10 protein-coding genes are annotated in these 11,670 nt (G+C 65.8%); 6 read left to right on the top strand and 4 right to left on the bottom strand.

Translation table 11 applies throughout. The features are described 5' to 3' along the window. Nucleotides 1-11 precede the first annotated feature (11 nt). Together S58_RS33220 and S58_RS33215 are read left to right on the top strand one after the other, a co-directional pair. Complete coding sequence (locus S58_RS33220) at nt 12-1,784, top strand: N-acetylglutaminylglutamine amidotransferase (protein WP_015669824.1); 1,773 nt, start codon at nt 12-14, stop codon at nt 1,782-1,784. 21 nt (nt 1,785-1,805) lie between these two features. After that, nucleotides 1,806-3,038, top strand: coding sequence for a carboxylate-amine ligase (locus tag S58_RS33215; protein WP_015669823.1), 1,233 nt, complete (start codon nt 1,806-1,808; stop codon nt 3,036-3,038). Nucleotides 3,039-3,045: 7 nt separating this feature from the next. Here the strand turns inward: S58_RS33215 and S58_RS33210 are convergent, their stop codons facing one another. The 3 genes from S58_RS33210 to S58_RS33200 form a co-directional block, all read right to left on the bottom strand. Further along, nucleotides 3,046-4,251 (bottom strand): amidohydrolase family protein, encoded by a 1,206-nt coding sequence (locus tag S58_RS33210; RefSeq protein WP_015669822.1) that lies wholly within the window; start codon nt 4,249-4,251, stop codon nt 3,046-3,048. A 111-nt stretch (nt 4,252-4,362) separates the two neighbouring features. Then, entirely contained in the window at nt 4,363-4,995 is a 633-nt protein-coding gene (locus S58_RS33205; RefSeq protein WP_042340384.1) for an alpha/beta hydrolase, read from the bottom strand. Then, nucleotides 4,992-5,930: a ring-cleaving dioxygenase gene (locus tag S58_RS33200; protein ID WP_015669820.1), complete on the bottom strand. Its 939-nt coding sequence runs from the start codon at nt 5,928-5,930 to the stop codon at nt 4,992-4,994. The genes S58_RS33205 and S58_RS33200 overlap by 4 nt, the downstream gene beginning before the upstream one ends. A 138-nt stretch (nt 5,931-6,068) precedes the next feature. Here S58_RS33200 and S58_RS33195 point away from each other — a divergent pair, with 138 nt between their 5' ends. Continuing rightward, complete coding sequence (locus tag S58_RS33195) at nt 6,069-6,962, top strand: LysR family transcriptional regulator (protein WP_015669819.1); 894 nt, start codon at nt 6,069-6,071, stop codon at nt 6,960-6,962. A 10-nt stretch (nt 6,963-6,972) separates the two neighbouring features. On the opposite strand, the gene S58_RS33190 is transcribed toward S58_RS33195, so the two are convergent. Next, entirely contained in the window at nt 6,973-8,025 is a 1,053-nt protein-coding gene (locus tag S58_RS33190) for a LacI family DNA-binding transcriptional regulator (RefSeq protein ID WP_015669818.1), read from the bottom strand. Nucleotides 8,026-8,173: 148 nt separating this feature from the next. Here S58_RS33190 and S58_RS33185 point away from each other — a divergent pair, with 148 nt between their 5' ends. From S58_RS33185 to S58_RS33175, 3 genes are read left to right on the top strand one after another with little or no spacing between them, the layout of a single operon-like run. Continuing rightward, nucleotides 8,174-9,190: a TRAP transporter substrate-binding protein gene (locus S58_RS33185; RefSeq protein WP_015669817.1), complete on the top strand. Its 1,017-nt coding sequence runs from the start codon at nt 8,174-8,176 to the stop codon at nt 9,188-9,190. Between the two features lie 52 nt (nt 9,191-9,242). Beyond that, complete coding sequence (locus S58_RS33180; protein WP_198409266.1) at nt 9,243-11,099, top strand: TRAP transporter large permease; 1,857 nt, start codon at nt 9,243-9,245, stop codon at nt 11,097-11,099. Nucleotides 11,100-11,130: 31 nt separating this feature from the next. Beyond that, nucleotides 11,131-11,670: a VOC family protein gene (locus S58_RS33175; RefSeq protein WP_015669815.1), complete on the top strand. Its 540-nt coding sequence runs from the start codon at nt 11,131-11,133 to the stop codon at nt 11,668-11,670.

Raw genomic sequence — 11,670 nt, 5'->3', positions numbered from 1 at the left:
GATGGTCCGCGATGTGCGGCATTTGTGGTGAAGTCAGATATTCCGGTCAGCCGTCGCTCACGGCGCTCGGCCGCGTCAATGACGCGATGCAGGCGCGCGGGCCCGATGCGGCCGGCGTGTACGTGCAGGGCGGAATTGCGCTCGGCCATCGCCGGCTCAGCATCCTCGATCTCTCGGCCGCCGCGCAGCAGCCGATGATCGATGCGGCGCTGGGTCTCGGCATCGCGTTCAATGGCTGCATCTACAATTTCCGTGCATTGCGTTCGGAGCTGCAGGCGAAGGGTTATCGCTTCTTCTCTGACGGCGACACCGAGGTCATCCTCAAGGCCTATCATGCCTGGGGCAAAGCCTGCGTTGAGCGCTTCAAGGGCATGTTCGCGTTCGCGCTATGGGAGCGCGACAGCGGGCGCCTCGTGCTTGTGCGCGACAGGCTCGGCATCAAGCCGCTATACTATACCGAAAGCCCTGGCTTCTTCCGTTTTGCTTCATCTCTTCCCGCGTTGCTCGCAGGCGGTGGTGTCGACACCTCGCTCGATCGAACTGCGTTGCACCACTTCTTCAGCTTTCACGCTGCCGTCCCCGCGCCGCGGACCATCCTCAACGGTGTGAAAAAGCTCGAACCGGCAACCTTGCTGACGATCGAGCCGGACGGAACACAGCACCGCGAGCGCTATTGGCAGTTCAGCGTCGGCGAGCCGCGCCCGACCGATCGCGCCATGAGCCAGGAAGAATGGTCTGACGCGCTGCTCGAAGCGATGACCGCTGCCGTCGACCGCCGCCGCGTTGCCGACGTTCCGGTTGGCGTATTGCTGTCGGGCGGCCTGGATTCGTCGCTGCTGGTGGCGCTGCTGTCGAAGCTCGGGCATCAGGACATCAGAACCTTCTCGATCGGATTCGATGCGGTCGAAGAGCATAGCGGCGACGAGTTCCGCTACTCGGACATCATTGCGCGGACGTTCGGCACCAACCACGAGCAGATCAGGATCGGCGGCAACCGCGCACTCGAGGCATTGCCCAATGCCATCGATGCAATGTCCGAGCCGATGGTCAGCCACGATAGTGTGGCCTTCTATCTGTTGTCGTCGGAGGTCGCCAAGCGCGTCAAGGTGGTGCAGAGCGGGCAGGGTGCCGACGAGGTGTTCGGCGGCTACAGCTGGTATCCCGGCTTCCTGTCGGCGAACGATCCGGTCCAGCAATATCAGGCGGCTTATTTCGACTGGAAGCATTCGGATCTGCAGCGGCTGCTGACGCCGGAGTTGCTGGGCGATGACCATAGCCTGACCTTCGTGGAGCGCTTCTTCGGCGATTGCGGCCGCGCATCCGCGGTCGACAAGGTGCTGCAGATCGACACCGAGATCATGATGGTCGACGACCCCGTGAAGCGGGTCGACAACATGACCATGGCGTTCGGCCTGGAAGCCCGCGTGCCGTTTCTCGACCACGAGGTCGTGGAGCTTGCCGCGCGGATGCCCGCCGGGCTGAAGGTGAAGAACGGCGGCAAGTACATCCTCAAGGAGACTGCGCGCCGGTGCGTGCCGGCCGAGGTGATCGACCGCCCCAAGGGCTACTTCCCGGTGCCATCGCTGCGCTATCTGCGCGGGCCGTTCCTGGACTATGTGCGTGACGTCCTCACTGCCGACAAGGCGCGGACGCGGGGTCTCTACCAGCGCGATTTCGTCGACCATATGCTGCAACACCCTGAAGCCGAGATGAGTCCGAAGGGACATTCGCGGCTGTGGCAGGCGGCCTTGCTGGAAGCCTGGCTGCAGACCCACGGAATTTGACAACAGACAGGGATTGCCAAAATGGGTTTGGATCCAAGGATACTCGAAAAGCTGCGGCTGGGTTTGAGTGACGATGAACGCCGCCTGGTGATCCGTTCCGCCACCGGTGGCGAAGAGGTCAGCGAATATTCCTTCGGCATCGAGGAGGAATACTTCCTGGTCGATGCCCAGACGCTGGATGTCGCGATCCGCACGCCGGACGACCTGTTCGAGGCCGCCAACTGGTCGACCGGTGGACAGGCGATGCGCGAGATGCTGCAGGCGCAGCTCGAGGTCGCGACCAACGTCCATGTCGACGTCGGCGATGCGCGCGAGGAGATTAAATTCCTGCGCCGCGAGGTGGCCAGCGTCGCGAGCCAATACGGCCTGACGATCCTGGCCTGCTCGACCCATCCGACCGCGATGTGGCGCAGCTCGCAGCCGAGCCCGAAGCCGCGCTACGCGGAGATGATGGAGGATCTGCGCATCGTCGGGCAGCGCAACATGCTTTGCGGCATGCACGTGCATGTCCAGTTGCCGGATCCCGAGCTGCGCTTCGTCGTGATGCGGGCGATGATCCCTTATATCCCGGTGTTCATCGCGCTGTCGGCGTCGTCACCGTTCTGGAATTCGCGCGAGACGGGGTTGAAGGGCTACCGGCTTGCCGCCTATGACGAGCTGCCGCGCACGGGCCTGCCCGAACTGTTCACGTCCAAGCAGCAATTCGACCGCTACGTCGCGGCACTGACCAAGTCCGGCGCGATGCCGAACGAGAGCCATGTCTGGTGGGCAATGCGGCCGTCGCTGCGTCATCCAACCCTCGAATTGCGTGCTCCCGACGTCTGCACCGCGGTGGACGATGCCGTCGCCATCGCCTCGCTCTATCGCGCCCTCGCGCGCCACCTCTATCTCAACCCGGAACTCGCTGAGACCGTCGGCAATGTCGAGCGCGCGATCGCGGTCGAGAACAAGTGGCGGGCCCAGCGCTACGGCACCGACTGCATCTTCGTCACCGAGGATGGTCCCGTCACCGGCCAGGAAATCCTGAACCGGATGATCACCGACGTGGCGCCGCATGCCGAAGAGCTCGGATGTCTCGCCGAGGTCGAGCGCTGCCGCACCATCATGCAGTTCGGCAGCTCGTCGGATTATCAGCTGCAGGCGTTTCGTGAGTCCGGGGGGCAGCTTTCGGCCGTCACGCAGTGGATCGCTGCTGCGACCATCTCTCGCGCCGAGCCGCCGCGCTCGCAGGCGCCGGTCGAACCGGCGCAGTGAGCGCAGCTCAGAAAGCTGGCTTCGTCACGCGTCCGTCGCGCGCGACGAGGCGGCCGTCCTTGTACACGGAGCGTCCTTTGGGCACGCTGACTACAGCTTCAGGAACGTGCTCGGCGCTCAAGGTCACGAAATCAGCGCGGGCGCCGACGCCAAGGCCATAATCTTGGAGCCGCAGCGCCTTGGCGCCGGCCTCGGTCACAAGGTCGAAGGCGACCCGCAACTCATCGTCGACGTAGAAACCGGAGCGGTAGCCGATCATCATGGCTCGGTTCAAGAGATCGCCGTCGCCATAGGGCCACCAGGAATCCCGGATGTTGTCGTTTCCGCTGAACACGGTGACGCCGGCCGCACGCAGTAGCGCGACCGGAGGGAAGGGCCGTGCGCCCGGCGCGTTCGTCATGATGGCGACGCCTGATGCCGCCAGCACGTCGGCGATCTTCTTGAGCGGGTCCGCAGGCAGATCGCCGAGCGCATAGGCGTGGCTGACCGCGACATGGCCCTGCATCCCCAGCGCACGCGTGCGCGCCGCGATCTGCTCCAGCTCGAACAGACCGAGCATGCTCGCATCGTGCAGGTGGATGTCGACATCGACGCCGTGCTTGTGCGCCGTGCCGAACACGACATCGAGATGCTTCTCGACGTCGCGGTCGAAGCTCGCCGGATCAAGGCCGCCGACGAGGTTGGCACCGAGCTTGATCGCCTCGTCGAGCAACTCCGGCGTGCCTGGGCTCTTGAGGATGCCGCTTTGCGGAAACGCGACGAGCTGGATCTCGATGAGGTCGCGATACTCCTCGCGCACGCGCAGGATGGTCTCCAGGGATTTCAGACCGACCGAGCCGTCGACCATGACGTGGCTGCGCATCCGTGTGGTGCCATGGCCGATGCAGAGATCGAGCTGGTTACGGGCGCGGACGTCCATCGGCGCCGCAGCGGCCATGTTCTGCGCCTGGAACGCGACCCGCTCGTGCACGTCGAAACCATCAGTGCACGGCTTGTGCGGCTTCCAGGCATCACCATAGAAGCTGGTGTCGAGATGGATGTGGCCCTCGACCAAGCCGGGCACGACCAGCGCGCCGCCGAGATCGATCACCTCGCGTGCTTCTGGCCGCTCCGTCTCGGCCAGCAGGCCGCTGATGCGGCCGTTGTCGACCGTGATCGCATGGCGAGCGCCGCGGTCGAGCCGCGCATTGATGAACAGCTTGTCGACGGCCATCCGGAAATCCTTCCCATCCGCGCGCCAGCATTGGAGCCGCCGTGGACGGTCCGATGCTGGCGCTGACGAGAAGACATTCTCGATCAAGAGCGGTGAGAGCTGCAAGCGCCTTCAGGCCGCGATGGCCTGCGGCAGTCCGGCGATCCAGTCGCGGGCGAGCGCGATGTCCGCCTGCGACAGCTGGTGCCCGGCCGGCAGCGTCGTGTGGGTCACGTCGGCGCCGGCATCCGACAGCTGGCTGCACAGCTTGGCCGAATTGGCCGCCGGCACAATCGGATCGGCCAGCCCGGACAGCATCAGCACCGGCTGGCGCTTCAGCTTGACTGCCGGCGGTTGCGTCAGCGGCACCATGGCGCGGAACAGCACCGCGCCGGCCAGCACCTCCGGCTGTAGCAGCAACAGCGCGGCGGCGATGTTGGCGCCGTTGGAATAGCCGACCGCGACCGGCGCCGCGATGCCATAGCGCTGACGTGCCTCGCCGACGAAGGCGCCGAGCTCCAGCGCGCGCCGGCGCACATCGTCTTCGTCGAACACGCCTTCCGCCAAGCGGCGGAAGAAGCGCGGCATGCCATGTTCGAGCACCTGCCCGCGCGGCGACAGCAGCGCCGCGCCGGGCGACAGCGTGGCGCCAAGCGGCAGCAGATCGTTCTCGTCGCCGCCGGTGCCGTGCAGGAGCAGCAATGGTGCTGCTCCCGGTGTGCTTCCAGGCTGGAAGCGGTGGGTGAAGGACAATGTCCCGGTCACGATGTGGCCTCCTCGAGGTTGGGCAGCACGCCCTCGATCTGCTTGCGGTGCGATTCGAGGAACGCGGGCAGCTTCAGATTGCGTCCGAGCTCGGCGACCGGCTCGTCGACCGCAAAGCCCGGGATGTCGGTCGCGATCTCGAACAGCACGCCGCCCGGCTCGCGGAAGTAGATCGAGCGGAAGTAGTTGCGGTCCTTCTGCTCGGTCGGATGCAGGCCGTGGCGATCGACCAGCCGCTGCGCCATGACACCCTGCGCCGCGTCGTCGGCCGCACGGAACGCGATATGATGCACCGAGCCGGCACCCTGCGCGCCGCGAAGGAATCCCTTGGCCTCGTAGATGTCGACCACGCTGCCTTGCGCGTCGCCCGGCGCCTTGAAGCGGATCACCGAGCCTTCGCGCCCCTTTTCCTCGAAGCCGAACACGTCGGTCAGGACGGCGGCGGTCTTCTCGGCCGAGTCGAGCAGCAGCGTGATGCCGTGGAAGCCGCGGATGGCGTGCTCGGCCGGAATGTCGCCATTGCTGTAACCCGGCTCATTCTCCGCGCCGGGGACGCCGACCAGCGCCAGCGCCATGCCGTCGGGATCGGTGAACGGCAGCACGGATTCGCCGAAGCGTTTCTCCAGCGCCTCATAGGCGATGCCCTTTTCGGTGAGCCGCTGCGTCCAGTAGCCGAGGGAGCGCTGCGGCACCCGGAACGCGGTCTGATGCGTCTCGCCGACGCCGCGACGGCCGGGCCGCGCGCCGGCCCAGGGGAAGAAGGTCAGGATGGTGCCGGGGCGGCCGGTCTCGTCGCCATAATAGAAATGATAGGTGCCGGGATCGTCGAAATTGACCGTCTTCTTGACGAAGCGCAGGCCGAGATCGCGGGTGTAGAAGCCGAAATTGCGGATCGCGTCGCCGGCAATCGCTGTCACGTGGTGAAGTCCGGGCATGTGGGTCTCCTGCCGGTAGGGCCCCGAGTGGGCCGTTGAATTCCTGTGACGCAATATTGGTCGGCTTTGATTTGGAGACAATCCGTGCTCTTGTGACGTCTCTGTCTACGAAATGGCGACAATAATGGTCCGGGGACCATGGACAAACTGAGCAGCCTGCGCGCCTTCGTGAAGGTGGTCGAGAGCGGCAGTTTTGCTGAAGCCGGGCGGCAGCTGCGGCTGTCGCGCTCGGCGATCTCGAAATATATCGGCGAGCTCGAGCAGAGCCTCGGCGTGCAACTCATCGTCCGCACCACGCGTCACGCCAGCCCGACCGAGACCGGCCAGCGCTATTTCGAGCGCGCAGTTGCTATCCTCGCCGAGCTCGACGCGGCCGACCAGGCCGTCAGCCAGTCCCAGGCCGCGCCGCGCGGGCTGCTCCGCGTCAATGCGCCGATGTCGTTCGGCACCATGCGGCTCGGGCCGGTCGTTGCCGATTTCATGGCCGATTACCCCGAGTTGCAGCTGCAGATCGTGCTCAGCGACGACCTGCTCGATCCGGTGCAGGACGGCTTCGACGTGACCTTGCGGATCGCCGAGCTGGAATCCTCCAGCCTGGTGGCGCGACGGATCATGCCGGTCGAGCGCGTTATCTGCGCCGCGCCCGGCTATCTGGCGCGGCATGGCACGCCGCAAAGCCCGGAGGATCTCCGCCGCCACACCTCGCTGACCTATGGCTTCCTGCTGACCGGCAATCAGTGGAAGCTCACGGGACGCGACGGCGATCATTGGATCCAGCCGGCCTGGAGACTGTGCGTCAACAATGCCGAGGTGCTGCGCGACGTCGCTATCCGCGGGCAGGGCATCGCGCTGATCCCGCGCTTCATCGCCGCGGAGGCGCTCGCGAGCGGCGCGCTCACCGCGATCCTCTCCGACTACATCGCGCCACCGCTGGCGCTCTACGCGATCTATCCGCCGACGCGACACCTGTCGGTGAAGGTCCGCCTCTTCATCGACTTCCTGGTCGAGCGCTTCGGCAGAAACGCAGGCTGACGAATTTAGGTCACGGCAGGTTCTCGCGCAGGATCAGTTCGGCGCGGGCGCGTGCGATGTCCTGCACGGCGCGTCCGGCGCGCAGGCTGGAGAAGATGGTGACGCAGTCCATCAGCGAGGTCTGCGGGTTCTGCGAGATCACGGCGTCCAGGGTGCCGTCGAGCAGCATCGCGCGGGTGTCGGGCGACAGGCCATGGCCGACGAACACCACGTCGTGCTGGCGCCCGGCCTCGCGTAGCGCGCGTCCGATGCCGTCGGCGCCGCCGCCGATGTTGTAGATGCCGGCAAGCCGCGGATGCTTGGCCAGCAGCAGCTTGGTCTGGCGATAGTTGTGCGCTTCGTCGTCGTGACCCTCGCGCAGACCCACGACCTCGATCTCAGGAAATTGTTCGCGGAACAGATGCAGGAAGCCCATCTCGCGCTCCTCATGGGCGCGATAGCTGAGGCTGCCCGCGATCATCGCCACCTGCGCCGGGCGGTTGCCGATGAAGCGCGCGATCAGATAGCCAGCGGTGCGGCCGGCCGCACGGTTATCGAGCCCGACATAGGCGACGCGTCGTGTATTGGCGATGTCCGAGATCAGCGTCACCGTCGGCACGCCGCGTTCGGCGAGCACGTCGACCGACTCGCGGACCGCAGGATGCTCGATCGCCATGAACACGATGCCGTCGACCTCACGGCCGAGCCGCAGCAGCTCCTGCGCCAGCAGATCCGGCTTCAGGCTCTCGATGTGCTCGACGCGGGCGCGCATGTTGAACGAGGCGAGCTGGTCCTGCGAGGAGATGATCAGCCGTCCCAGCATGTTGAGAAAGCGATTGGTGCCGGCCGGCAGCAGGAAGCCGAGCCGCCACGGCTTCAGCGCCTGCGCGTGCAGCGTGCCTTCCATGAGATAGCCGAGCTCTTTGGCGGCCTGCAGCACGCGTTGCACCGTGATGGGGCGAACGCCGGGCCGCTGGTTCAACACGCGGTCGACGGTGGCGGCGGAGACGCCGGAAAGCCGCGCGATGTCGTCGATGCCCGCCCGCCGGCGGCGGCGCGGCGTTTCAGTGCTCGTCTCCGTCATCAGGTCGTTCCTGGCGGGTCAAAAAGCCATCAAAAACCATCAAGAATTGAGTTTGACGGCCGTCATCCGTGCTCTCTATCGTGCCGGCGACGATGCGGCAAGAGCCTGACAACAAGGGCTGGCCGACCAACAACAAAGGGAGGAAGTCATGACCCGACTGAGCCGGCGCAGCGTCCTGGGGGTGCTCGCGAGTGCCTCCGCGGCCTCAATGATCGGCGCGCCTGTCGTGGCGCGCGCAGCCGAGATCGAGCTGCGCTACGGCAACAATCTGCCCTCGACCCATCCGCTCAACATCCGCGCGCAGCAGGCGGCCGATCAGGTCAGGGACAAGACCAACGGCCGGGTCGAGATCAAGATCTTCCCCAACAACCAGCTCGGCGGCGACACGGACATGCTGAGCCAGGTGCGCAATGGCGGCATCACCTTCTTCACGCCGTCGGCGCTGGTGATCGCGACGCTGGTGCCGGTGGCCGCGATCAACGCGGTCGGCTTCGCCTTCGCCGATTACGATCAGGTCTGGCGCGCGATGGATGGCGGCCTCGGCGCGCATGTTCGCGCCGCGATCGCCAAGGTCAATCTGCACGCGTTCGAGAAGATCTGGGACAACGGCTTCCGCCAGATGACCTCGAGCAGCAAGCCGATCGAGTCGGCCAAGGACATGGCGGGGCTCAAGATCCGCGTGCCGGTGAGCCCGCTCAGCCTGTCGATGTTCAAGGCGCTCGACTCGGCGCCGGCCAGCCTGCAGTTCAGCGAGGTCTATACCTCGCTGCAGACCCGCATCGTCGATGCGCAAGAGAACCCGGTGTCGATCATCCAGGTCGCCAAGCTCTACGAGGTGCAGAAATTCTGCGCGCTCACCAACCACATCTGGGACGGCTTCTGGTTCGTCGCCAACGGCCGCGCCTGGGCGGGTCTGCCCGATGACGTCAAGGCCGTCATCACCGAGGCGCTCAACGACGCCGGCATGAAGCAGCGCGACGACGTCAGGCGCCTGAATGAATCGGTTCAGGCCGAACTGCAGGCCAAGGGCCTCGCCTTCAACAAGGCCGCGCCGGACTCCTTCCGCGCCAAGCTGCGCGACGCCGGCTTCTACAAGGAATGGAAGGAGCGGTTCGGCGCGGAGGCGTGGGGCCTGCTGGAGAAAGAGGTCGGCGTGCTCGCCTGAGCGTCGCCAGATGCTTCGGGAGTCGAGCGCCATGAACAGTCACGCGGTTGCGATGCCGGCGCCGGATCTGCCGGCATCAGGCCTGACGGCGGCTGCCCATCGGATCGAGCAGACCGTGGGCCGCATCGTCGAGGCCGTTGCCGCGATCGTGCTGGTCGCCGAGATCCTGATCCTCGGCGCCGGCGTCATCGCGCGCTACGTCCTGCATGCGCCGCTGGTGTGGTCGGACGAGCTCGCCTCGATCCTGTTCCTGTGGCTGTCGATGCTGGGTGCAGCGATCGCGCTCCGGCGCGGCGAGCACATGCGCATGACAGGCGTGGTGGCGCGGGTGTCGCCCGCGGTGAGGGCGCTGCTCGAAGCCGTGGCGACGACGGCGGCGATCGCGTTCCTGCTGCTGATCCTGCCGCATGCGCTGGACTACGCATCCGAGGAACGCTTCATCGTCACGCCGGCGCTGGAAATCGCCAGCGCCTGGCGCGCGGCGGCGATCCCGACCGGGATTGCGCTGATGCTGCTTGCGGCGGTGTTTCGCCTGGTGCGGCTGCACGCACTCAAGCCGGTGCTCCTCGCGATCGCGCTCACGGCTGCATTGCTGATGGTGTTCTGGCTCGCGGGACCGGTGCTGAAGCCGCTCGGACGGCTCAATCTCGTGGTTTTCTTCGTCGGCGTCGTCGGCCTCAACGTGTTCGCGGGCGTGCCGATCGCGTTCGCCTTCGCGCTCGCCACCTTCGGCTATCTCGGCTTGACCACCTCGACGCCGATGCTGGTGATGGTCGGCCGGCTCGACGAGGGCATGAGCCATCTCGTTCTCCTGGCCGTGCCGCTGTTCATCTTCCTGGGCGCCCTGATCGGCATGACCGGGATGGCCGCGGCCATGATTCAGTGGCTGTCGGCGCTGCTCGGCCACGTCAGAGGCGGGCTCTCTTATGTGCTGATCGGCGCCATGTATCTGGTGTCGGGCATTTCAGGCTCGAAGATCGCCGACATGGCCGCGATCGCGCCGGTGTTGTTTCCAGAGATGCAAGCGCGCGGCGCCAAGCCGGGCGATCTCGTCGCGCTGCTCGCGGCCACGGGCGCGCAGACCGAAACCATTCCGCCCTCGATCGTGCTGATCACGATTGGTTCCGTCACCGGCGTCTCGATCGCCGCGCTGTTTACCGGCGGCATGCTGCCGGCGCTGGTGCTGGGCCTCGGGTTGTGCAGCGTCGTCTGGTGGCGCTATCGTAACGAGGATCTCAGCCATGTCCGGCGTCCGACGTGGCGCGAGGTCGGACGGCTCGGCCTGGTCGCCTTGCCCGCGATCGCACTGCCATTTGTGATCCGGCTTGCCGTGGTGGAAGGCGTGGCGACCGCCACCGAGGTCTCGACCATCGGCATCGCCTATTCCGTGATCGCCGGCCTCCTGATCTATCGCCAGTTCGACTGGCGCCGGCTGCCGGCGATGCTGGTCGAGACCGCCGCGCTCACCGGCGCCATCGTCTTCATCATCGGCTGCGCCACGGCGATGGCCTGGGGTCTCACCCAATCCGGCTTCTCGCAGAAGCTTGCGGAGCTGATGGCGGCCATTCCCGGCGGGGCCTGGGGCTTCCTGGCGGTTTCGATCGTGACCTTCATCATCCTCGGCAGCATCCTCGAAGGCATTCCAGCGATCGTGCTGTTCGGGCCGCTGCTGTTCCCGATCGCACGCCAGGCCGGCGTGCACGAGGTGCACTACGCGATGGTGGTGATCTTCGCGATGGGCATCGGCCTGTTCGCGCCGCCGTTCGGCGTCGGCTACTACGGCGCCTGCGCCATCAGCAAGATCAATCCGGACGAGGGGCTGCGCTACATCTGGGGCTATGTGCTCGCGCTGCTGCTCGGTCTTGTCGCCGTGGCCGCAATCCCGTGGTTCTCGATCGGCTTCCTTTGATGTTTGGGCCAGTGTTGGAAAGGACGTTGCCATGAGCCGCCTGTTCGGCGAGATCCGTCAAGCCGGGTATGTCGTACCCGATATCGAGGCGGCGATGGATTACTGGTCACGCGTGCTGGGCGTCGGCCCGTTTTTCTACAACGAGCGTGTCCCGATCAGGAACTACCAATATCGCGGCGCGAGCTACGAGCCGCACAATTCGGTGGCGCTGGCCAATTCCGGCCCGCTGCAGATCGAGCTGATCCAGTGCCGCAACGACGTGCCCTCGATGTATCGCGACTTCACGCAAGCTGGCCATTTCGGCCTGCAGCATGTGGCGTATTGGACCGAGAGCTACGACGCCGATCTCGAACGGCTGCTCGGCCAGGGCTTCAAGCCGGTCATGAGCGGCGAGGTTGGCGAGCGCGGCCGCTTCATCTATTTTGACACGCACTATCATCCCGGCACCGTCATCGAGCTGTCGGAGGTGCTGGGACCGAAGGGCACGATGTTCCGCATGATCCGCGAGGCTTCGCAGGACTGGGACGGCAAGGACCCGGTGCGCCCGTTCCCGGATCTCAGCAGGTTGTGA

Source organism: Bradyrhizobium oligotrophicum S58 (assembly GCF_000344805.1).
Lineage (GTDB): Bacteria > Pseudomonadota > Alphaproteobacteria > Rhizobiales > Xanthobacteraceae > Bradyrhizobium > Bradyrhizobium oligotrophicum.
This window is presented reverse-complemented; position numbering and strand designations above follow the sequence as displayed.

Coding starts and splice junctions, on each gene's coding strand:
- S58_RS33220 (WP_015669824.1), top strand. CDS start 12: ATGTGCGGCATTTGTGGTGAAGTCAGATATTCCGGTCAGCCGTCGCTC.
- S58_RS33215 (WP_015669823.1), top strand. CDS start 1,806: ATGGGTTTGGATCCAAGGATACTCGAAAAGCTGCGGCTGGGTTTGAGT.
- S58_RS33210 (WP_015669822.1), bottom strand. CDS start 4,251: ATGGCCGTCGACAAGCTGTTCATCAATGCGCGGCTCGACCGCGGCGCT.
- S58_RS33200 (WP_015669820.1), bottom strand. CDS start 5,930: ATGCCCGGACTTCACCACGTGACAGCGATTGCCGGCGACGCGATCCGC.
- S58_RS33195 (WP_015669819.1), top strand. CDS start 6,069: ATGGACAAACTGAGCAGCCTGCGCGCCTTCGTGAAGGTGGTCGAGAGC.
- S58_RS33190 (WP_015669818.1), bottom strand. CDS start 8,025: ATGACGGAGACGAGCACTGAAACGCCGCGCCGCCGCCGGCGGGCGGGC.
- S58_RS33185 (WP_015669817.1), top strand. CDS start 8,174: ATGACCCGACTGAGCCGGCGCAGCGTCCTGGGGGTGCTCGCGAGTGCC.
- S58_RS33180 (WP_198409266.1), top strand. CDS start 9,243: ATGCCGGCGCCGGATCTGCCGGCATCAGGCCTGACGGCGGCTGCCCAT.
- S58_RS33175 (WP_015669815.1), top strand. CDS start 11,131: ATGAGCCGCCTGTTCGGCGAGATCCGTCAAGCCGGGTATGTCGTACCC.